Annotated in this window: 20 protein-coding genes; 8 read left to right on the top strand and 12 right to left on the bottom strand. The window is 52.2% G+C overall.

Going from position 1 to position 22602, the window contains the following annotated elements:
* Nucleotides 1-860 precede the first annotated feature (860 nt).
* Both AB8818_RS04670 and AB8818_RS04665 read right to left on the bottom strand, forming a co-directional pair.
* Nucleotides 861-1976 (bottom strand): SGNH/GDSL hydrolase family protein, encoded by a 1116-nt coding sequence (locus tag AB8818_RS04670; RefSeq protein ID WP_047364828.1) that lies wholly within the window; start codon nt 1974-1976, stop codon nt 861-863.
* Nucleotides 1973-3043, bottom strand: a complete 1071-nt coding sequence (locus AB8818_RS04665) for an acyltransferase (RefSeq protein WP_047364830.1) — start codon at nt 3041-3043, stop codon at nt 1973-1975. Before AB8818_RS04665 ends, AB8818_RS04670 begins: the two co-directional genes overlap by 4 nt.
* Before the next feature lie 136 nt (nt 3044-3179).
* Between AB8818_RS04665 and AB8818_RS04660 the strand changes: the two genes are divergently transcribed.
* The 3 genes from AB8818_RS04660 to AB8818_RS04650 all read left to right on the top strand — a co-directional run bounded on the left by AB8818_RS04660 (nt 3180) and on the right by AB8818_RS04650 (nt 5358).
* Nucleotides 3180-3488: a hypothetical protein gene (locus AB8818_RS04660; protein ID WP_131701749.1), complete on the top strand. Its 309-nt coding sequence runs from the start codon at nt 3180-3182 to the stop codon at nt 3486-3488.
* A 179-nt stretch (nt 3489-3667) separates the two neighbouring features.
* Nucleotides 3668-4087, top strand: coding sequence for a translesion error-prone DNA polymerase V autoproteolytic subunit (locus tag AB8818_RS04655; protein ID WP_047364834.1), 420 nt, complete (start codon nt 3668-3670; stop codon nt 4085-4087).
* Nucleotides 4088-4089: 2 nt separating this feature from the next.
* Complete coding sequence (locus AB8818_RS04650) at nt 4090-5358, top strand: Y-family DNA polymerase (RefSeq protein ID WP_047364836.1); 1269 nt, start codon at nt 4090-4092, stop codon at nt 5356-5358.
* Nucleotides 5359-5433: 75 nt separating this feature from the next.
* Here the strand turns inward: AB8818_RS04650 and AB8818_RS04645 are convergent, their stop codons facing one another.
* The 5 genes from AB8818_RS04645 to AB8818_RS04625 all read right to left on the bottom strand — a co-directional run bounded on the left by AB8818_RS04645 (nt 5434) and on the right by AB8818_RS04625 (nt 9926).
* Nucleotides 5434-5652 carry a hypothetical protein gene (locus tag AB8818_RS04645; protein WP_371199784.1) on the bottom strand — a complete coding sequence of 73 codons (219 nt, stop codon included), beginning with the start codon at nt 5650-5652 and terminating at the stop codon, nt 5434-5436.
* A 271-nt stretch (nt 5653-5923) separates the two neighbouring features.
* Nucleotides 5924-6595 (bottom strand): SOS response-associated peptidase, encoded by a 672-nt coding sequence (locus tag AB8818_RS04640; protein WP_047364838.1) that lies wholly within the window; start codon nt 6593-6595, stop codon nt 5924-5926.
* 658 nt (nt 6596-7253) lie between these two features.
* Nucleotides 7254-7832, bottom strand: coding sequence for a serine acetyltransferase (locus AB8818_RS04635; RefSeq protein WP_192984539.1), 579 nt, complete (start codon nt 7830-7832; stop codon nt 7254-7256).
* 84 nt (nt 7833-7916) lie between these two features.
* Nucleotides 7917-8813, bottom strand: a complete 897-nt coding sequence (locus tag AB8818_RS04630) for a benzoate transporter (RefSeq protein ID WP_226857682.1) — start codon at nt 8811-8813, stop codon at nt 7917-7919.
* 171 nt (nt 8814-8984) lie between these two features.
* Nucleotides 8985-9926, bottom strand: a complete 942-nt coding sequence (locus AB8818_RS04625) for a VirK/YbjX family protein (RefSeq protein WP_192984537.1) — start codon at nt 9924-9926, stop codon at nt 8985-8987.
* A 167-nt stretch (nt 9927-10093) separates the two neighbouring features.
* On the opposite strand from AB8818_RS04625, the gene pphA reads away from it, so the two are divergent.
* A complete protein-coding gene (gene pphA / locus AB8818_RS04620; protein ID WP_116339230.1) occupies nt 10094-10738 on the top strand; it encodes a protein-serine/threonine phosphatase in 645 nt (214 codons plus the stop codon).
* A gap of 34 nt (nt 10739-10772) precedes the next feature.
* Here pphA and AB8818_RS04615 read toward each other — a convergent pair whose 3' ends face one another.
* From AB8818_RS04615 to yebS, 4 genes are all read right to left on the bottom strand, one after another.
* Nucleotides 10773-11012: a YebV family protein gene (locus AB8818_RS04615; RefSeq protein ID WP_008500472.1), complete on the bottom strand. Its 240-nt coding sequence runs from the start codon at nt 11010-11012 to the stop codon at nt 10773-10775.
* A gap of 105 nt (nt 11013-11117) precedes the next feature.
* Nucleotides 11118-12560: a 16S rRNA (cytosine(1407)-C(5))-methyltransferase RsmF gene (rsmF, locus tag AB8818_RS04610; RefSeq protein WP_192984534.1), complete on the bottom strand. Its 1443-nt coding sequence runs from the start codon at nt 12558-12560 to the stop codon at nt 11118-11120.
* 77 nt (nt 12561-12637) lie between these two features.
* Nucleotides 12638-15271, bottom strand: coding sequence for a PqiB family protein (locus tag AB8818_RS04605; RefSeq protein WP_163329877.1), 2634 nt, complete (start codon nt 15269-15271; stop codon nt 12638-12640).
* Complete coding sequence (yebS, locus tag AB8818_RS04600) at nt 15240-16523, bottom strand: membrane integrity lipid transport subunit YebS (protein WP_163329878.1); 1284 nt, start codon at nt 16521-16523, stop codon at nt 15240-15242. Before yebS ends, AB8818_RS04605 begins: the two co-directional genes overlap by 32 nt.
* A 132-nt stretch (nt 16524-16655) precedes the next feature.
* Between yebS and AB8818_RS04595 the strand changes: the two genes are divergently transcribed.
* The 4 genes from AB8818_RS04595 (at nt 16656) to htpX (ending at nt 21079) form a co-directional block, all read left to right on the top strand.
* Nucleotides 16656-17153, top strand: coding sequence for a GAF domain-containing protein (locus tag AB8818_RS04595; protein WP_192984532.1), 498 nt, complete (start codon nt 16656-16658; stop codon nt 17151-17153).
* Between the two features lie 96 nt (nt 17154-17249).
* Nucleotides 17250-17936 carry an RNA chaperone ProQ gene (gene proQ / locus AB8818_RS04590; protein WP_014884292.1) on the top strand — a complete coding sequence of 229 codons (687 nt, stop codon included), beginning with the start codon at nt 17250-17252 and terminating at the stop codon, nt 17934-17936.
* A 19-nt stretch (nt 17937-17955) separates the two neighbouring features.
* Nucleotides 17956-20004, top strand: coding sequence for a carboxy terminal-processing peptidase (prc, locus tag AB8818_RS04585; protein WP_116339242.1), 2049 nt, complete (start codon nt 17956-17958; stop codon nt 20002-20004).
* Nucleotides 20005-20197: 193 nt separating this feature from the next.
* Nucleotides 20198-21079 (top strand): protease HtpX, encoded by an 882-nt coding sequence (gene htpX / locus AB8818_RS04580; RefSeq protein WP_010432647.1) that lies wholly within the window; start codon nt 20198-20200, stop codon nt 21077-21079.
* Nucleotides 21080-21129: 50 nt separating this feature from the next.
* Here htpX and AB8818_RS04575 read toward each other — a convergent pair whose 3' ends face one another.
* The gene (locus AB8818_RS04575; protein WP_192984530.1) at nt 21130-22503 is read right to left on the bottom strand and encodes an MFS transporter; all 1374 of its coding nucleotides are present in this window, start codon (nt 22501-22503) and stop codon (nt 21130-21132) included.
* Nucleotides 22504-22602: the final 99 nt, after the last annotated feature.

The following is a 22602-nucleotide window of genomic DNA, read 5'->3' as shown; positions in this document are numbered from 1 at the left end:
GTTTATACCGCAACATTCGGTCATGACTGTGTGACCTATGGGGTGGCTTCCTTGGCTGGAGGTGCTGGCAGCGCGACAGGTAATCCGGATGACATCACCTCACCAAATGCTGAAGGGTACTGTTCTTTTGCATTCGGGAAAAATGTCATTGCTCTTGGCGCAAAGTCTGCAGCGCTCTGCGAAGAAACAGAAGCCAACTCACGCGCTGCTTTTTCTGCTGGTTACTTCTCCCAGGCAAGGGCTGGGTTTACTTCTGACCCTGGCGGAGTGGCGAGTGATGGCGTTGGGGCGATTGCTCTTGGTTACCGAGCGCGAGCAGCTGGTGATGGTTCTTTTGCTGCCGGGAAGAATATTCAGGCATACGGCGGCGCCATTGCCATCGGGCATGGCATTAATGATGGCAATCCGGCCGTAAACCCTTCAACACAATCCGTATCCATCTTTTCCAATTCAGTCGTTCCCGGCTTTACGGTTTCCCCTGGCGCTGGCGGACTCACTGATTTTTCAAAGGTTGGCATTCATAGCCAATATCCAAAGGAGCTTGTGGATATTGTACTTCCAACTGGTCAGTCAGCAGCACTCCGAATCTCAAGCTCTGGGGCAGGAAATAGTGGCAAGTTGCTTCTACAGGGGACTGCTAATGATGGATCTGCGTTGACGATCGCGACACTGGAATGGACAAGCGTAAATGGAGGAAGTGCCTCAGGAACTCTCAAAGTAAAGATGAATGGTGGGGCGGAAAGCCTTGAGCTATCTACGGATGGAATGATAGCCCTGAAAAATGTCAAAACTCTTGGAGAGATATCCGGTGCCCCAGCGGGCACCGTTTATAAAGATGGTTCAAACTTCCTCAAGATTGTTTAAGAGAAGTCATCGCCAAGGAAGGCTGTGAGCAGCGCTTCTGCGATCACCCTGTGACCAAAATCGGCAGGGTGGTTAGCGCCATTACCTGTAATAGCGTAAATGTTTTTGCGCTGAAGCATCTGAACCCAGACGTTTGTTATATCGACAAATGTCACATGATTATATTTGAGAGATAACTTTTTCAACTCTTCGCTGTATAGCGGGAAATACTCTTTCTTCGGCAGCACCCACTCAGGATTCGGAAGGGTAGAGGAAAGCAGTACGATTCGCGCATGCTTATTTTTGCTTTTGATATTTTTTATCAGGGCATCGATGCTGAAAAAGTATTCTTTTGGCGGTAGATCATTCGAATCGTTCATACCGAAAGAAATGATATAAACATCAGAATCAAGCTTCGTGAGTCTTCCGTCAGTGCTGTAGTAGGCGTTATTAGAGGTCCATCCTGGCACCGATGGGTTGTAGTAATGATATTTGCCGCCCTTCATCATAGACATGTAAGCAGACACCAGTCCGACATATGGTGGCTGGTGTGGTTCTGAGTATATGTCGCTGGCATTCGCACCGAAAGTAATGCTATCCCCGTAATACGTCACCTTCATTTCCTGCAGACTTTTAACGTAATTACGTAAGTCTGTAACCCCGCCACTCATTTTCAGGTAAAGGCGATCTGCCTTCTTGTAAGACGCCGAAATTTGATATTTCTGGTATTCAGTCGTAACGTTTATGTTAAAGTTTTTATCTTCTTTCAGCGGCTTTTTAAATCCTGATTTAGCTACCGGGATAGCAGAGCCATCAGGGATTGTTATTTTGTCGCCTGATACCCTGAAATCGGTACCGTTATGATAGAGCTCACCGGTAGTCTGATTGAACATCATGACCGGGCCGGTAGGCCTGAACAGAAGTCTTTCGCGTTTAAAATCCTCAGATGCGTAAATAGTATCCGAATAAACAAATTTCCCACCAAAGAAAGAAGGGTGAATATTAAACTTATTCACAATGTAGTTGCTGCACTTTACATCCGTGCACGTCGTGTAGTCATCAGGTGCAGCTGGTATTTCAGCTGCGGCACAAAATGACACAGACAATAGTGAAGCAATAATTAATTTTTTCATTTAGCTTTTCCGTATGCTTTTTTCTTTATCCAGCCATTAACAGGCTTTTCAATAAACTTATAGCAGGCAAGGGCGATAACCTGGCAGTAGATGTAATAGACGATAACATAAGGAACTATGCTCACTGTCTTATCGAGGCCAAGTTGCGTCCAGATAAACAGAAATACCGGCGCTGAGATACCGTGAGACAGATACAGGCTGTAAGATGAGTCGCCCAGCAGCAAGAAAGTGCGGTTGTGAGGAATAACCCCTTCAAGGCTCAGAGCCGACCAGACAATCACGAACGCCGGGATGCCCCATGTCAGCAGTCGGGAATAATCGTTATAAGCAAAAACACCCGAGTTAGCGAAAGCAAAAAGCGGGAAGAAAGAAGCAATTCCGACCCACGCCAGCCACTTCGGCAGGACGCATCCTGCTGAGTACATGCGGTAAAGATACATACCGAGGATGAATTCGATAAACATCTGGCTGGACAGAGTTACCAGAACTTTGCTTTCACCGTGAGCCAGGGCGTTACCTGCGCCGAAAATTACCAGGGCGCAGACTGAATAAAACTCGAGTGAGTTGGCTTTTTTAATGCCAATCGCAAGAAGACCCGCAAGCAAGAAATAGAACAGGAATTCAAACTGCAAAGTCCAGCCGATTCCAAGAATTGGTGGCTTATCAAAGTTCATGAACGTCATCGTTTTGATGATCCACATGAGGTCTAGCCGTGAGCCGTTGAAGATATATGCAAAATCTGCAGTAGGTTGGGATATGGCACCAGAATCAACCAGCCATGATATGAACACAACCACTAGTGTTGCCACAAGGTACAACGGCCATATGCGAGTAATGCGGCGCTTTATGAAACCCAGCGGCGTTAATTTTGGCGTCATGCCATCCTTATAGAGGCCGCCGTAAATGATGTACGGCATTATAAAACCACTGATGATGAAAAATATGTCAACGCCAACACCGCCAAGGTTTGTGATCTGTGGGGTGATGCCATAAACGGCAAGGTTTGCGTGAGCATAAATCACGAGGAAGGCGGCCAGGAACCGCAGATACTGGATGTTGGCAATCATCGTCAACTTTCTTAACTGTTAAAAGGCGTGTGATTTTAACAGCTAAGAGGATTCTGATCATTCTGTTTGCAAAAGCGACTTGATCACCATCACCAAACAATCATACTGTATATGGATACAGTGTTTGGGGGTGTTCATGTCAGGAACAACAAAGCTATACGCCGCGCGCTTTGCGGAATTAGAGCCCTTACTACCTTCATCTGTGAGCATTGTTGAAACGTCTGAAGGCTATGATGTCATTGAAAGTAGAATCCCGTTTAAGCGTGAAGACACATTGCTCATCTGGTTTTGTGGTCGCCAGCAGCATGCATATTGGGCTGGTGACGCGCTCATCACTGATGACGGTGAGGCCATCGAAGGCGATGCGCTTGATGATGTTCGCCTGGTTGGTGTAGTTACGCATACCATTTACCCGGTTTCCTCAGACGAAAACCCCTTCATGTAGTACCCAAAGTGAGCAATCGACACTCTTCCTGCTGAAATTTACAAATATCAAAAAGCTAATAGCGTTACAGGCTTAGAAACGAAGCGGCTAGGAAGTAGCCGCACAGAAACGAACGGGCATCTTGATCAGTACCTCAGTTAAAACTACTGTATATAAAAACAGTATTTGAGGTATGCATCATGGAGTTCTTCAGACCGGCAGAGTTACGCGAAATTATTGCTATCCCGCTTTTTAGCGATCTGGTGCAATGCGGGTTCCCCAGCCCGGCTGCTGATTACGTTGAGCAGCGTATCGATCTCAATGAGTTGCTGGTGTCCCATCCCAGCTCTACGTATTTCGTAAAAGCTGCCGGCGACTCGATGATTGAGGCCGGAATCAGCGACGGCGATCTGCTGGTGGTGGATAGTTCCCGGACTGCTGAGCACGGTGACATTGTTATTGCTGCGGTGGAAGGGGAGTTCACTGTCAAACGCCTGCAGCTGCGCCCGACTGTGCAACTCAATCCCATGAACAGCGCTTACTCACCGATTATTGTCGGTAGCGAGGACACTCTCGACGTTTTCGGTGTCGTGACTTTCATCGTCAAATCGGCGAACTGAATATGTTTGCGCTCTGTGATGTGAATTCGTTCTACGCATCATGCGAGACCGTGTTCAGACCCGACCTGAGAGGGCGGCCGGTGGTCGTTCTGTCAAACAATGATGGGTGCGTAATCGCGCGCAGCGCGGAAGCCAAAGCGGTAGGCATAACGATGGGCGAGCCATTCTTCAAACAGAAAGAGCTATTCCGGCGCGCTGGCGTTGTCTGCTTCAGCAGCAACTATGAGTTGTATGCCGACATGTCGAACCGGGTAATGACGACGCTGGAAGAAATGAGCCCTCGCGTTGAAATTTACAGCATCGACGAAGCTTTTTGCGACCTGACTGGCGTTCGCAACTGCCGGGACCTGACTGACTTTGGAAAAGAGATCCGCGCTACGGTTCTGAAGCGGACGCATCTGACGGTCGGGGTTGGCATTGCGCAGACAAAAACACTCGCTAAGCTGGCAAATCATGCCGCCAAGAAATGGCAGCGGCAGACGGGCGGGGTAGTGGACCTGTCCAATATCGATCGCCAGCGCCGACTCCTTGCCCTGGTGCCAGTAGAGGATGTATGGGGCGTAGGCAGGCGCATCAGTAAGAAGCTTAACGCCATGGGCATTAAAACAGCTCTGGATCTCTCAGAACAAAGCACTTGGATTATCCGCAAACACTTCAACGTCGTGCTGGAAAGAACAGTGCGTGAGCTGCGCGGCGAGCCATGTCTTGATTTGGAAGAGTTCGCGCCAGCAAAGCAGGAAATCGTCTGTAGTCGGTCATTCGGCGAACGCGTTACTGAGTATGAGCAGATGCGTCAGGCTATCTGCAGCTATGCAGCGCGTGGGGCCGAAAAGCTTCGCGGCGAGCATCAGTACTGCCGCTTTATCTCTGCATTCGTGAAAACCTCTCCCTTTGCGCTTAACGAGCCATATTACGGCAACAGCGCTTCAATGAAGCTTCTCACCCCCACTCAGGATTCCCGCGATATCATTAACGCAGCGGTAAAGTGCCTGGACAAAATCTGGAAAGATGGTCACCGGTACCAGAAAGCGGGCATTATGCTCGGTGACTTCTTCAGCCAGGGTGTGGCCCAGCTAAACCTGTTTGATGAGAACGCGCCGCGGGCCGGCAGCGAAAGGTTGATGGAAGTTCTCGATCACCTGAACGCTAAAGATGGAAAGGGTACACTCTACTTTGCCGGGCAGGGCATACAGCAGCAGTGGCAGATGAAGCGAGAAATGCTGTCGCCACGGTATACTACAAGATACTCAGATCTGCTTAGAGTCCGATAAATTTTCCTGATGTCTTGGTCCGCTTTGTGCCAGAAGCAGACATCACTAGCTCGAAACATACGTAATAAAAAGTGCTCACGCCTGTATTCCCTTATTCCTTGCCAGGTTAATCCTGTCAACGCGTTCCCTCAATGCTTTGACTTGCTCCGGAGAGAGTTCAAATTCATCAATGTTGGCCAGAAGAGCATTGAGGGAGCGCTCAATATAATTTTTTGTTAACCGTAAACAGATAACCTTAACCCAACGTGGCGAGAACTTGCTGCGCCCGATTGCTCTTGTGATTCGTAATTTCATGGCTTGCCTCTAAACCACCAGTGTGGAGGTTTACTAACTCGCTTATAACATGTATTGGATAGGCCTTCTGTTATTAATTCACCTGCAAGTTGACAATAGGCGTTGCGTCTCGGAGCAACCAGCTTTCAGCAAGCATTAAAATTGGTTTTCTAGCAGAAGTTATGCCCTGGACTGCAAACAACCGGAACTAGACGTAAACATTGTCGAATAATCATCTCTATTTTGTCCGCTTCTCGCTCATTTCGGAAGTGACAGGTCTCTTTTGACCTTACTATTGTGATGCCTCGATTAGCTCCGACCCCTGGTTCTTCACATTTCCCACGGCGCGCGTCACGGCGTGCCAGATAAACTTGTCGGCTGGCACAGCACCGTCGGCTGCTATCTCTTCAGCCTCTTTCCCGCCTATATCCTGCCGCATCCATTCCCGGGCCGCTTCTGGAGACAGAACCAGCGGTCGGCGGTCGTGAATATCGACCAGGCCTTTGTCAGCTGCAGACGTCACAATCAGAAAGCCCTCTGCTTCATCGCCACGTTCAAATGGCGTACTGCCGATCGCCGCCATAAATATCGGCTGGCCGTCGGCCCGGTGAATGAAGTAGGGTTGTTTCCTGTCGCCTTCTTTCTTCCACTCGAACCACCCATCCGCAAAACAGATCGCCCGGCCATGCTGCCAGAGAGGTTTAAACATTCGGCTGGTAGCCGCCGTCTCGACGCGCGCGTTAATAAGAGGCGGCTTATCCCACCACCCGGGAGCGTAACCCCAGAAAACAGGATCGAGGTGCAGCTGCTCGTCGCGTTCGCTCAGCAACAGGACTTTGGTACCTGGCGCCACGTTGTACCGGCCAATAGGCTCCGGGTCATATGCAATGTCGCGATCGCCTTCGTCGGCCAGGTATGCCAGATATTCTTCACGGGTTTGGGCTTGTGCAAAACGTCCACACATAGAAACCTCCAGTCAGTCAGACTGAAAGTATAGGGTAGGGAGAAAAAACAGGTGCGCACCGAAACTTTATGATTTTGAAACAGGGACATGATGATGGAAGCAAGCGAGGCGGTAAAGCGGCGTGTTGCGAAACTGGAAGGAGCTACGCAAAGTTGAGGAGATTTCGGATCGAGGCGATCCCGAAGTTCACTCGTCGACCACTCGAAAAAGATGGCAACGGTTTGATTTTGATTGGATGTATTGGTAAGTATTGAAACCCGTATTCAACGGGCTTTTGATATGTAACTGATTGAATTATAACTAAAAAAGCTGGTTATAGCGGAAACAGGAATCGTATTCGGTCTCTTTTTATCTGCGTTCTGTTTCAGCTACTTACGGCGAACCGTCCGAAATGTCCTGAAATTGTCCGAACCTCCATATCCGGCATTTCTCGTTATACCATACCGTTTTTAACATTCACAATTCATTTACACGCAAATTTTTAAATCATCATGGATTCTTTTGCCTGCTGTCCAGGCACGTTAGAGTCATTTTACTGGCTTATGGCCGAACAGGCGCTGAACCCTAATCTTCGGTGCGTGGGTCCCTCCGGACGCCTGATTGCAAACGGTGGGACACTGGCATTGCGGTCGGTTTTCTCAAAAGTGGCGCCGGGCATTCAGATGCAAGCGTCCTCCCGGCTAACTTTGAAAAGGAGTTCATTCGTTTTTTTAGTATAAACGACACAATCGCCTGGAATGTCCTTGTTTAAAAAGCTCATTGCGCCGATGTCAACGTTGCTACCAATGTTTATTGCATTTGCAATAATACAAGAGCCAGCGCCGACACTGACATTATCTCCAATTAATATACTTGGCTCTCCGGAGTCAGGCCTTTTTCCACCACCAATTCCAATTGTGGAATTTTGTCTGATTTTAAAGTTTGAACCTATACGGCAGCTACCATTAATAACTACGCCATGAAAATGGCTGATAATTAACCCCGGACCGATTGAGGCGCCAAGCTGAATTTCGCAACCATATTTTCTGGTGAATTTTCTATTTATTCTGCGTGCAAAATTTTTACTAATGTTAGTTTTATAAAGATAAGAAGCAATCCGCCACCAAAAATTAAACCGCCTTTCAGGGCATTTGAATGCTTTGTGAGCAGTTCTGGCCCAGGTAAAGGGCTTTTGATTTTTCATCACTTCAGCTTGTAAACATTCATGCAGGTGGCGTTTTAAATCTTCCTTGGTCATCTTTAGCTTTGCTCCAGTCTCTCGCATTTTCGCCAGCCTCTTAGCTAGCTCCTTATTAAAATTTCGTGGCCGGGCGGTTCTGGCTTAAATGATGAACTCCCTGAATCGCGCTTGATTGTTGACAATATACTCAGGGAAGCTTTTAACTGTCAGTTCTTGCTTGACTAATTTTCTGTCGCGTCCCCAGATATCTTCCGCGTTTTTGATGACCTTCATGATATGTTCCGGATTATTAAATTCAGGAAGATCATATTCGGTGTGGGATATGGTGGACATTTTTTCCGATATGCGCTCAGGAGTCATCACCCATGAAAAATGCCAGCCACCATTTTCGATGATGCTATTGTTTAACTTTAGCCAGTTCCATTTTAACCACGACCAGTTTTTGATGGTTCTGGCGCGTTTAAGGTTCCTGAAGGTTTCAGGCTCACCGCCAAAAAAATTCACCAGGTTTTTATATTTTGTCGCTCGCGGTAATGTACATTTTCTTGGTGTGTCATTGGTATTGAAAACCTGCAGATTAAACTGATAGTTATAAAAATCCTGATAAAGAGTAGTGCAGAGTTTATTAGGGTTTATTGACGCGATAACCTGAGGTGAAAAGATCTCATCCACATCGGAAACTAAAATTAAATCATCATCTTTTGCCTGCTTCAGTCCCTGCATGATGGCGTTTCTCTGCGCGGCTTCATTCGCCCAGGCATCTACAACAAGACTCTCTTTTCGGTCCGAGTTACTATCATGAACCTGATTTACGTCGTCAGAAGATTTCATGATGGGTGTTTCATCATGCACAACGTAAATAATTTTATCTTTGAACTGGCTGTATTTATTTATGTCAAAGTGGAGCTGTCGCTTTTTACCGGTAAAAGTATGCGTTGACTCAACGATAACGAAGCGATCAATAACGTCCGCTAGCGTATTTAACCTGATATCAAGAAGCATATCTTCATCGTAATACAAGAAGCAGTCGTAAATCATCATCAAATCCTTAAATTGGCGTCTACACTGCGCTTTTCTAGCGCATTCGTTATTTTCATTTCGCGCAATGCTAACTGAGCACCCTCGGCATATGCAAGAGTGCTCTGCTTTATTATTCCTTTTTTAAACCGAGCGCATTCTCTGTGCCGCTAGCGGCAAAGCCTGTCGCGATTAGAAATGGGACTTAACGGACGCTTCAATTTCATCAAGCAGTTCAAAGCGACGACGGTATTCAGCGCGTTTTTTACTCGCTATCTCGTCGAGGGATTTGCGCTCCACCTGCAGCGGAAGCTGCCAGCAGAAGGAGGAGATTTTTTTTCCGCCCAGAGAATCCCAGAATTCGTCATAGCTGGCGTGGAAATGACGACCTTTGCTGAGGCGATAGCGCAGCGCCCGGAAAACGTGCCCCTCATCGCTGACGGCAAAAATGGCCCGGACAGATGACTGTGCTGCCAGATGGAAAAGAACTTCCATCAGCACGCGCTTGGGGAACAGGCCATGGCAGGCGCGAGTTGCCAGTTTAATGGCATCCCGTGATACGCAGCGACGGGGTCCCTGAAGTCCGCCAATGACCATAACGGGCTGAGCATTGCTGCGGGCGACGCTAAAGGTCAGGCTGGCCAGCAGCGTATCCTCGTTGTCGCGTAGCCAGAGTGTGCTCTCACCTTCACGCTCGGCTTTGCCGGCTGAGGACGCATTAACCGTGTAGGTCACGCCGTCTTTTGCATGGAAGTGCGCAATGGGTTGTTCCAGCGGGCCGGTCAGCGCCTGGGCGAGACTGCTCTCTTTCAGGCTGTCAATCCAGTAATAGTGGTTAACGATAGCGTCAGCGCGATCGTTTGCCGTCAGACCGCGCATCAGGTACTGCCGCTGGGTCTTGCTGGGCAACGTAATTTGCGCTGTCAGCAATTTGTCGAAATCGTCACGACCAGAGAGGGCTTCCAGCATACGGTGGGTGGAAGACCAGAACAGCAGCGAACGTAAAAGGAACTTCAGTCGGTAATCGCGCTTCCGCCAGATTGGCCCCGGAACGCGTTTGCCGTTCACCAGCTCGGAAATAATATTCGTGCGATGCGGATAGAACACATCGTTATGTAGCTGTGTATTAGACACGTGAAGACCTCTCGTTTTTTTCTACCCTTATTCTACGGAGCCTATAAAAAGGGATTAATAGCGTGAGGATCTTTATTTCTCTTTGGTTTACCGTTTGTTTGACTTGGTGAGGACCGCTCCCGTCTTTTTCATTTACTGACGCGGCTATACTGTTTAAGGGAGGCCTTATGTATCAGCGAATCGAAAGTGGAGAGTGGCGTCACGTCTGGGTTGTCAGTGACATACACGGTTGTTACCAGAGGCTCATGGAGGAACTGAAACGCCGTCATTTTAATCCTTATGAGGATTTACTTATTTCCGTTGGCGATCTGATTGATCGCGGTCCGGACAGCGTGAAATCATTACAGCTCATTAACGAGAAATGGTTTCGAGCCGTGCGGGGTAACCATGAGCAAATGGCAATAGATAGCCTGGATAATAATGATTTTTCGGTCTGGACGATGAATGGCGGAATGTGGTTTACGCGCCTTGAGCATGAGCAGCAGGCGCTGGCGCGAACGTTACTTAACGCCTGTCGGGAGCTGCCGCATATTATTGAGATAACCTGCGCAAATGGCCTTAATGTTATCGCTCACGCGGATTATCCGGCGGAGGAATATCGCTGGGAAAAACCGGTAAGCGCCCAGCGCGTGTTATGGGATCGCGACCGCCTGATGGGATTTATGGTGGGCAAAGGGCAGGGGATTAGCGGCGCGGATCACTTCTGGTTCGGCCATACGCCCGTCGACAGACGGTATGATTTTTCTAACCTGCACTATATTGATACCGGTGCGGTATTCGACGGTTACTTTACGCTGGCGCAGCTACAGTAATAAATAACCCGCCTTCGGGCGGGTTCTCTTTAGGTCAGGCAAGACGCATGACCCAGGCATCGGTTTTACTATCGTAATGCTCACGGTAAAGAACAGAGTGTTCGCCATCAAGTATTGCCGGGACGCTGGTGTCTGCATCCCATGCATCGAGCTGCATGCACAAATCCGGGTCGGATTTGCAGGGAATACTTAACGTTCGATCGCCTTGTGCTTCGCCGCGCAGCTCTGCGTCGTCGATCTCAAAAGCGCCAATACGCACGCTGGTTTTCGTCATAGTGCTCTCCGGGTCGGTTGTCAAAATCTGGTATGACCAGTATGGGCATCCATTTTTGATCGTAGACAAGGAGAGCAAAATCGCCAGTAAAAAAATGCGCTTTTTTCAGGCAGTGCGATCGTTACCGGTAAACAGACGGCCATCGCGGACCAGCTCGCGTGGATAGCTATTTTTAAGCCTTGAGCCAACCTTTTTTGCCAGCCCCAGCGGGTATCCCTGATAGGTCACCACCACTTCATCAGCGGAAGGCGTGCCGTCAGGATAAACGTCGCGTCCACGGTACCACTCTTCAGCTTCCTGGTGCGTCAGGGCGAAAGTATTTGCATGCCCGGCAAGCGCGATGACCGCCTCGTGCTGCCAGCGATACCCCTTATTGTGCACTTCCGCCAGGCGAATCCCGATACGGGAAAAACGCACTTTGCCAATCAACGGCTCGATATTCGCCGGGAACAGCCATATCTCTTTGTCTCGCGTCCAGAGGCGCTGACTCTCATCCCAGTCCAGCCCAACCTTGCGGGCAGCGGCTTCAAGCTGCGCGGCATCGCGGCCTTTGAGCGGTACAAACGGGAAATTGCCGACCTTGAATTTAGGGGCGGGGAGGGGATCTACCGCCTGAGTTTTACGCAGGCGGGCCACGAAGAACCCTTCGCAGTCGTAAATCTGAGGGAATACGTGCAGGAAACCTTCCGGCGTGACCGCCTCCTGTGCCGAGGCGAACAGATCGTTAAGCGGCATGAACTCAACGGCATCCGGGTATTGCGCTTTCAGCCACAGGCAGACGTCTTCGTTTTCATCCCGGTTTAAAGTACACGTTGAATACACCAGCGTGCCGCCGGGGCGCAGGGCGTGGAACGCGCTATCGATCAGCTCGCGCTGCGTGGCGGCGATCTCAAGATTGCTCTCCACCGACCAGTTTTTTAACGCATCGGGATCTTTACGCACCACCCCTTCTCCTGAGCAGGGGGCGTCCAGCAGGATGGCATCAAACATTTCCGGCAGGGCGGCGCCAAAGACGCGTCCGTCGAAATGCGTCAAAGCGACATTGTGAATACCGCAGCGGCTGATATTGGCATGCAACACCTTCACGCGGCTGGCGGAAAACTCATTGGCGAGAATCGCCCCGCGGTTACCCATGCGCGCGGCAATCTGCGTGGTTTTCGAGCCGGGCGCGGCGGCGACATCCATCACGCGTTCAGGCGCGTTGCCGTCGGCGAACAGGGCGGCAACCGGCAGCATTGAGCTTGCTTCCTGAATATAAAAAAGACCGCTCAGATGTTCTGCAGTACTTCCCAGCGGCACGGCGTCTTCGTCATCGCGATCGATCCAGAATCCCTCGTCACACCACGGAACCGGCGTAAGTTGCCAGTTGTACGGAGAAACCAGCGCCAAAAAATCCTCGACGCTGATTTTCAGCGTGTTAACGCGAATGCTCCGACGTAACGGACGCTGGCAGGCGGCGATAAAATCGTCCAGCGACAGATGAGAGGGAAGCGCCTCGCGCATCTGCGCCAGGAATTGTTCAGGAAGAAATACGGAGTTTTGAGCCACGAGCACACCACAGGGAAAAGTTCAGGTGCGCAGTGTAACATAAAGGCTCCGGCGCGTTGACACCGGAGCCTGTCAGATTAACGCGGCAGGGCAGTGCCCCATTCGCGCCACTCTTTCGGTTCGCTTTCCAGCAGCAGGAAGTGTTTACCCGGCTGCGCTTTCGGCGCCAGCGGCGTTCCCGGCGGGGTGGCAAACGCAATACCGCCGCGGATGAACTGGTTGAAGGTACCGGTTTTCACCACGCCACCCGTCAGGCCGAAGTCCAGCGAATAGCCGGACGCCAGCCAGAACACCGAGTTATTACGGACCAGGTGCTGGTAACGCTCGCTGATGCGTAACGCCACCATCACGCGGTCGGAGAGCGTGCCGAGCGTGAGACCCGTTACCGTACCCACCTCAATGCCGCGGAACAGTACCGGCGTACCGATGCCAAGCGAGCCTGCTTCCGGTACTTCGACCACAATGCTCAGGCCGCCAAGGTAGCGTGAGTCGGTGATGGTGGCTTCCTGCAGCTCGAAATCACGGCGGGCTTTACCCTGGCCGGGCTCGACGTTGATGTAAGGCTGCAGAATGGTGTCGAGATGCTCAACGCCTGCGGCTGAAATCTGCGGGGTCACCACCGAGAAGCGTGAACCCGTTCGGGCGAAGGTCTGCACATATTCCGGATAAAGCACCGCGGTTGCCTGCACCTCGTTGCGCGAGGTGATCAGCGTCAGCTTCTGGATCTGCCCGATATCAATGCCCAGGTAGCGAATTGGCATGCCTTCTGCCAGCTTGCCGGCATCGAACGCATGCAGGGTAATCTGCCCACCCACGGCACGTGCGGCGGTTTCGGACGGGAAGAGAATTCGCTTATCGCCTTTGCGCAGGTTCGCGCCTGCGCCGCTGAGGTTATCGAAGCTGATTGCCCCGCGCAGCGCGCGAGAGAGCGGGGAGGCCTGCACGGTCAGCCCGTTACCGTTAAGCTGCACCTTCGCGCCGCCCTCGGCCCAGAAGACGCTGTTTGGCGTCAGCAGCTTACGGTATTCGGGTTTGATATGCAGTTCGATATCAAACGCGTCCGCACGAGGGCGAACGGCGATCACCTCCCCGACCTCAAACTTGCGGTAGAGCACCACGGAGCCCGCCTGAACGTCCGGCAGCGTCTCGGCGCTTAAGGTCAGGGTAGTAGTTGGCAAATCGCTCAGGCTGTTTTCAATCGCTTTGTCCAGGTTGGCGTAGAGCGGGTAGCTGTCGCGAACGGGGCCTTTATTGCCCGGCAAAATGCGAATGCCGCCGTTAACCCATTCGCTGGCGCTCGCACCGAGGAACTCCACGCCGTCCAGGCCCACCTTCACATCGACGCGGCTGTTCACCACGAATTTACTGTCGCCATGGACGAGGTTGCTGTATTGCGGATCGATAGCAACCGAGAAGCTCACGCCATTTTCGGAGAGCGTTCGCTCCAGCACCTGACCCACCTGTACGCCGTGCAGAATCAGCGGCTGACCGGCCTCAATGCCGTAACTTTCGGGCGCATTCAGCGTAACCGTCACGACGCCCGGTTTTTGCAGCAGCGCTTTATCCGCCGGGGCAATGACGAAGCTGTTGCTTGGCTCACCTTCACCAGGGATCAGTTCAAAGGTATTTCCGGTAAGCAGCGCGCTGAGGCTGGCATCGTTCAGGGAGAGCTTCGGACTGCGCATTTCGATGCGCGTTTTCTCGCGCAGGAGATCGACCACGCTCGGGTCGACCGTCATTTCGCCGGTCACCGAACCGCCCGGATTAAGCGTCATTTTGGTGAGCTGGCCGACCTGCAGTCCCTGGTACATCAGCGGCGTTGAACCCGCTTTCAGTCCCTTTGCATCAGGCAGAACAAGCTTAACGATCACGCCACGCTGGCTGTGCGCCAGGTCCGGGTATAAACCGAACGTGTCATCGGCCGTGGCAGGGCTTGAATTTTCCGGGGAGTCAAAGGCAATGGCACCATTCACCAGCGCGGCCAGGCTCTCAAGCTTCACTTTTGCACCGCTCAGGCTGAGGTCGGCGTCCACGCCGGAGACATTCCAGAAGCGGCTGCCTTTTTTCACCAGATTGGTGAACCGACGTTCGATCAGCACATCAATGGTTACGCCCTGTTTGTTCGGGTTGATGGTGTAATCATACACGCGGCCAACCGGAATCTTGCGGAAGTAAACCAGCGAGCCGCTGTTCAGCGAGCCCAAATCCGGTGCCTGAAGATGGATCATCAGATCGCCGTTATTGAGGCGGTATTTCGGCTGCGTATCCAGCGCGACAAAGTGATCCTGCGGTTCACCTTTACCCGGCATCATACCAATGTAGTTACCGCCAACCAGCGCATCCAGCCCGGAGACGCCGGCCAGAGAGGCTTTCGGCGTCACCAGCCAGAACTGCGTTTCGCTGCGAAGAGCATCCTGCATGTCAGATTTGATACTGACCCGCACCTGAATCTTGTTAAGCCCTTTGCCAAGGGAGATGTCCTGAACCGTACCGACTTCTACCCCCTGAAAACGAACGGGGGTTCGCCCGGCGACGATGCCGTCGGCGGTCTGAAAATCAATGGTGACGGTACTGCCGCGATCTTCATAGCTCGTCCAGATAAGCCAGCCTGCAATCATCAGCGCGATGACGGGCAGCAACCAGAATGGCGAAATGCGGCGTTTAGTTTTAATTCTCGCTTCAGTCGGCGAAGCGGGGGTTTCCTGACTCATGTGCATCCCAAAGTAAGCGGCTATCCAGCCATTCCACAGCAAGAATAGTCAATATCACCGCAGAGCCGAAATAAAAAGCCGCGGGTCCCATAGTAAAAGCAAGAAGCTGGTCGCGATTGATCAGCGACATCATCAGCGAAATCACAAACAGATCCAGCATTGACCAGCGGCCAATCCAGGTGACGAATCGCAGAAGAAGAATACGGGTACGTAAACCTTGTTCACACTTAAAGTGAATGCTGACCAGCAGGGTAAACATCACCACCACTTTGGTAAAGGGAACCAGGATACTGGCAATAAACACGATGGCCGCCACCCCAACGTTGCTGTGCGCAAGGGAGATAATACCGGAGAGGATAGTATCTTCCTGACGGCCACCGTTCACGTAGATAATGGAAATCGGCAGCATATTGGCCGGGATCAGAAACACCAGTGAGGCAATCAGCGCCGCCCAGCATTTTTGCAGGCTGTTGTTGCGCCGTAGCCTCAACGGTATATGGCAGCGCGGGCAGCGTCCACGCTTGTCGGGCAGCCCGGTGTAATGGCATCCCAGACAGACGCGAAGGTTCTCATCCGGGCGGGTGGCAGGGCGCTGAGGGTAAAAACGCTCCCAAAGCTGCTCAACGTTCAGATGGATTAGCGTCAGGATACTGAGCAATACCAGGCAGATAAAAGCAAAAAGCCCGACGCCCGGCTGCAGAAAGGCATAGTCCTGCACCTTGATGGATGCCACGCCCACGCCCACCAGATAGATATCCAGCATGACCCACTCTTTGAGCTTTTCCAGCATCAGCAATACCGGACGCAGGTTCATCCCCAGAATGTTGCCAAACCACAGGTAAGCAATGGCGGCAACCAGCACCAGCGGCGCGCCGACAACGCAGAACAGCACCATGGCAGCGGTGAGAGGATCGCCCTGGCTCGTCATCTGCCAGATACCCTGCAGCACGTTGGCGTCAATGCGCACACCAAGCAGGTAGAGTTTCAGCAGCGGTTCGGTCCAGGCGAAGGGCATCAGCAGCAGCATGGTGACGGCCATGGCGGCAAGGCGGGTTAACGACCAGTCGCGGCCGTCACGAATTTTAGCGTCGCAGCGGGGACAAAAGGCGCTTTGGTGCGATTTCATCTTCGGCAACATAAAAAGCGTATCGCACTGGGGGCAACGCTGATAATGTGCACGAGGCAAAGCTTCGCTTACCGTATGGACAGTTATCTTTTTTGTCGGCGTAATTTTGGTTGTTTTTAAGGCCATCAGCTGCGCGCAAATAAGTATTGTTGAACGTTATATTAACTCATGAACGGATTCATCTTGAGCATGAGCGCATTTATTGCTTATTTTAATAGGCTATGCGGTAATTTTGTAAGACAACTAAGTGATTGAATAATGAACAAAACAGAATTCTACGCGGATCTGAACCGCGATTTTAAGGCATTGATGTCAGGTGAAACCAGCTTCTTAGCCACTCTGGCAAATACTAGCGCATTGCTGTTCGAACGGCTATCCGATGTGAACTGGGCTGGCTTTTATCTCCTGGAAGGTGAAACGCTGGTGCTGGGCCCGTTTCAGGGCAAACTGGCCTGCGTGCGCATTCCGGTAGGGCGCGGCGTATGCGGTACCGCGGTGGCCGAGAATCAGGTTCAGCGCGTGGAAGACGTGCATGCGTTTGACGGGCATATTGCCTGTGATGCTGCCAGTAATTCAGAAATCGTTCTGCCGCTGGTGGTAAAAAATCAGATTATTGGCGTTCTGGATATCGACAGTACGGTCTTCAGTCGCTTTACAAGCGAGGACGAACAGGGGCTGCGCGAGCTGGCGGCGAATCTGGAAAACGTCCTCGCTGCAACCGATTATCAAAAATTCTTTGCGAGCGTCGCAGGATAATCAACGGATAACGTAGCATTTACTGATAGCGTCATTATAATGACGCCTGTTCATGCCTGCGCTTGTTGGCAACGTCCGTTGTAATCAGGAAATTTCATGGAAAATCAACCTAAGTTGAATAGCAGTAAAGAAGTTATCGCATTTCTGGCCGAGCGTTTCCCGCAGTGCTTCAGCGCGGAAGGTGAAGCTCGTCCCCTGAAAGTCGGTATTTTTCAGGATCTGGTGGCGCGTGTTGAAGGGGAAATGAACCTCAGCAAAACTCAGCTGCGTTCTGCCTTACGTCTTTATACTTCGAGCTGGCGTTACCTGTACGGTATCAAACCGGGCGCAACCCGCGTGGATCTCGACGGCAACCCTTGCGGTGAGCTGGACGAGCAGCATGTTGAGCACGCGCGCAAGCAGCTGGAAGAAGCCAAAGCACGCGTTCAGGCACAACGTGCAGAACAGCAAGCGAAAAAACGCGAAGCCGCAGCGGCAAACGGCCAGGAAGAAGCGCCTCGTCGTGAGCGTAAACCACGCCCAGCGCCGCGTCGTCACGACAATAACGATCGCAAACCGCGTGCAGACAAACCAGCAGCGAAAGCCCCTCGCGCGCCTCGTGAAGAGCCGCGTCATACTCCGGTTTCTGACATTAACGCCCTGAGCGTGGGTCAGGCTCTGAAGGTAAAAGCGGGCAACAACGCTATGGACGCCACCGTACTGGAAATCACCAAAGATGGCGTTCGTGTACAGCTGACTTCTGGTATGTCAATGATTGTACGCGCAGAACACTTGTTGTTCTGAAACGGAGGCCAAGCCTGGCATGAACACTTTTTTTAAGCTCACCGCGCTGGCGGGCCTGTTTGCCATAACAGGCCATGCTTTCGCAGTGGACGATATCACGCGTGTTGATCAAATTCCGGTACTCAAGGAAGAGACGCAGCACGCGACGGTAAGCGAGCGTGTAACCTCTCGCTTTACCCGCTCGCACTATCGTCAGTTCGATCTCGATCAGGCCTTTTCGGCCAAAATCTTTGACCGCTATCTGAACTTGCTGGATTACAGCCATAACGTTTTGCTCGCCAGCGATGTCGAGCAGTTCGCTAAGCGCAAATCCGAGGTGGGTGATGAGTTGCGGTCAGGCAAGCTGGATCTGTTCTACGATCTCTACAACCTGTCGCAAAAGCGCCGCTTTGAGCGCTATCAGTACGCGCTGAAAGTGCTGGAACGTCCGATGGACTTCACCGGCAACGACACCTTTAATCTCGATCGCAGCAAAGCACCCTGGCCGAAAGACGAAGCCGAGCTGAACGCGCTGTGGGATGGCAAGGTCAAATACGACGAACTGAGCCTCAAGCTGACCGGTAAAGATGAGAAAGAGATCCGCGACACGCTGACGCGTCGTTACAAATTTGCTATTCGTCGTCTGGCGCAGACTAACAGTGAGGATGTTTTCTCACTGGCGATGACCGCCTTTGCGCACGAAATCGATCCGCACACCAACTATCTTTCTCCACGCAACACCGAACAGTTCAATACCGAGATGAGCCTGTCTCTGGAAGGTATTGGCGCGGTGCTGCAGATGGACGATGACTACACGGTGATCAACTCCATGGTTGCAGGCGGCCCGGCATCCAAAAGCAAAGCGATTAGCGTAGGCGATCGCATTGTGGGCGTAGGACAAACCGGTCAGAGCATGGTTGACGTTATTGGCTGGCGTTTGGACGATGTGGTTGCGCTGATCAAAGGTCCGAAAGGGAGCAAAGTTCGCCTCGAAATTCTGCCGGCCGGTAAAGGCACCAAAACCCGTATCGTGACCCTGACCCGTGAGCGGATCCGTCTGGAAGACCGCGCGGTGAAAATGTCGGTGAAAACCGTGGGTAAAGAGAAGGTGGGGGTCCTGGATATTCCTGGCTTCTACGTGGGGCTGACCGACGATGTAAAAGTTCAACTGCAGAAACTTGAGAAGCAGAACGTGAGCAGCGTTATCATCGACCTGCGTACGAACGGTGGCGGTGCGCTGACTGAAGCGGTGTCGCTCTCAGGCCTGTTTATCCCGTCTGGCCCGGTGGTACAGGTGCGTGATAACAACGGTAAAGTTCGTGAAGATGCCGATAACGACGGTGTGGTCTATTACAAAGGCCCGCTGGTGGTCCTGGTTGACCGCTTCAGCGCGTCCGCATCTGAAATCTTTGCCGCTGCAATGCAGGACTATGGCCGCGCGCTGATCGTGGGTGAACCCACCTTCGGTAAAGGTACCGTTCAGCAGTATCGCTCGCTGAACCGTATTTACGATCAGATGCTGCGTCCGGAATGGCCTGCGCTGGGCTCCGTTCAGTACACCATTCAGAAGTTCTACCGCGTTAACGGCGGCAGTACGCAGCGTAAAGGCGTAACGCCGGATATCATGATGCCGACCGGCACGGAAGAGACCGAAACCGGCGAGAAGTTTGAAGATAACGCGTTGCCGTGGGACAGCATCAACGCTGCGACGTTCGTTAAAGCCGGTGATATGACGCAGTTTGGTCCTGAGCTGCTGAAAGCGCATAATGACCGCATCGCGAAAGATCCGGAATTCCAGTACATCATGAAGGACATTGCGCGTTTCAATGCCCTGAAAGATAAGCGGAATATTGTTTCTCTGAACTACGCTCAGCGTGAAAAAGAGAACAACGAGGACGATGCAACGCGTCTGGCGCGTATCAACGATCGCTTCAAGCGAGAAGGTAAACCTCTGCTCAAGAAACTGGACGATCTGCCAAAAGATTACCAGGAGCCGGATCCGTACCTGGACGAGACGGTGCATATCGCGCTCGACCTGGCGAATCTGGAAAAAGAGAAGCCTGCCGTACAGCCCGCTCCGGCAAAATAATCTCCCAACAGGCACAAGAAATTGTGCCTGTTTCTTTTTGTTCTGCATCCTTCCGTCAGGCTGATTTCCAATTGTGTAAAGTTGTGTCTTTCTGGTGACTTACGCCTACCGGATGCTTGAAAATAGCCGTAATACCCATACGATGTGGGTAATCGCATAGTGCGTTTTGTTAAACTGAGGTTAAAAGAAAATTATGATGCGAATCGCGCTCTTCCTGCTCACCAACCTGGCGGTGATGGTGGTTTTCGGGCTCGTGCTAAGCCTGACAGGAATTCAGTCGAGCAGCGTTCAGGGTCTGTTGATTATGGCGCTGCTGTTTGGTTTTGGTGGCTCTTTCATTTCCCTGCTGATGTCAAAATGGATGGCGCTGAAATCCGTAGGCGGTGAGGTGATTGAACAGCCGCGTAACGATATGGAACAGTGGCTGATGAATACGGTGGCACAGCAGTCTAAGCAGGCAGGCATTGCGATGCCGCAGGTTGCTATTTACCATGCCCCGGATATTAACGCGTTTGCCACGGGTGCCCGTCGTGATGCGTCACTGGTTGCCGTGAGCACCGGATTGTTGCAGAACATGAGCCGTGACGAAGCCGAAGCGGTTATCGCGCATGAAATCAGCCATATTGCCAACGGTGACATGGTAACCATGACGCTGATTCAGGGCGTGGTGAACACCTTCGTTATCTTTATCTCCCGTATCCTGGCGCAGATTGCGGCTGGCTTCATGGGCGGCAACCGCGATGAAGGTGAGGAGAGCAACGGTAACCCGCTGATCTACTTCGCCGTATCCATGGTGCTGGAACTGGTGTTCGGTATCCTGGCGAGCATTATCACCATGTGGTTCTCTCGTCACCGTGAGTTCCATGCGGATGCTGGCTCTGCGAAGCTGGTGGGGCGTGAGAAGATGATTGCAGCCCTGCAGCGTCTGAAAACCAGCTACGAGCCGCAGGAAGCGAACAGCATGATGGCCTTCTGCATCAACGGCAAATCAAAGTCGCTGAGCGAGCTGTTTATGTCTCACCCGCCGCTGGATAAACGTATTGAAGCGCTGCGCAGTGGGGAATACCTGAAGTAACGCTAAGAGCGTAAATAAGCCGGGCAGGAGAAGACTCCGCCCGGCTTTTTTTATGCCTGAATGCCGGGTTGGGTCACGCGCAGACCGCTGACGATGGCTGCCAGGGTGGCAAGGGCGCCTGCGGTGAGAAGCGCAACGTGATTACCGTTTTGCCCGGCAAGGTTAAACATCAGGGCAACCAGTGCCGCACCGGTGCTTTGTCCCAGCAGACGCGCGGTCCCCAGCATGCCGCTGGCACCTCCGCTGCGATGTCGCGGCGCCGCGGTAATAATGGTGTGGTTGTTGGGGGACTGGAACAGGCCAAACCCGGCACCGCACAGGACCATGCGCCAGATGATGTCCAGATCGCCTGGCGATGACGGAAGCAGCGCCAGTGCAAAAAGACCGGTTGCCATCACTGCCAGCCCCACCGCACCCAACAAACCGGCATGTACACGTTCTATTAAATAACCGGCAAGCGGTGCCATCACCATCGTCGCCAGCGGCCAGGGGGTTAACAGCAGCCCGGTCTCCACTTCGGAACGTCCTATCACGCTTTGCAGGAAGAAGGGCAGAGAAACCAGAGCCAGCATCTGGGCGCAGAACGAGCAGACGGAGGTGCAGATAGAGAGCGAAAAGAGTGGGATACGCAGCAGATCGACCGGCAGTAAAGGTACCGGCAGGGCAAGCTGGCGGCGAATAAAGAAGAAGCCCGTCACCAGCAGGGTAACAAGCTCCGCGGCGGTAAGCAGCAGAGATTGACCCTGCGCAAAGCCGCTCAGGGCGGTAATCAGCAGACCAAAGGTGAGCGCATTCATCACTGCGCTTGCCACGTCAAAGCGCGGCATGGTGCTTTTCGGGCCGTTAGCGGGGAGATAACGCAGGGCAAAGAAGATGGCTACGATACCCAGCGGCACGTTTATGGCGAACAGCCATTGCCAGGAGGCGACAGAAAGTATGGCGGCCGCAATGGTTGGCCCGGCGGCAGATGAGACCGCGACAATAAACGAGTTTATCCCCATGCCGCGCCCCAGATGACGCTGCGGATAGATTAGGCGGATTAGCGCCGTATTGACGCTCATCAGCGCCGCGCCGCCAAACCCTTGCGCGATGCGCGCCAGCGTCAGCGTATGCAGAGAGTCCGAAAGGGCGCACAGCAGTGATGTGAAAGTAAATACCACCAGCCCGCACTGATATACCCGACGGTAGCCGAACATATCGCCCAGAAAAGAGAAGGAGAGCAGGGAAACCACAATCGCAATCTGATAGGCGTTAACAATCCATATCGAACTGGCCGGGGAAGCATGCAGATCGGTGGCAATGGTGGGAAGGGCAACGTTCGCAATCGCGCCGTCAAGGACGGCCATTGAGATACCAATAATTATCGTAGCGATAGCGCCATACCGCTGGGGCAAAGGCAGGCCATCGGAAAGGTTCTTTTCCATCGGGGGTAAATAGCTCAGAGTGAAATTATTCTCAGGGTAACTATTTTAGCATCGTCAACACCGTTTTATGTCGCAGATTTGTAACGAAGTAAACGCGGA

Source organism: Enterobacter sp. KB-280D8 (genome assembly GCF_041399405.1).
Classification (GTDB): domain Bacteria; phylum Pseudomonadota; class Gammaproteobacteria; order Enterobacterales; family Enterobacteriaceae; genus Enterobacter; species Enterobacter cloacae_N.
Note: the sequence above shows the minus strand (reverse complement) of the source record. Positions and strands in the feature narration are given on the sequence as shown.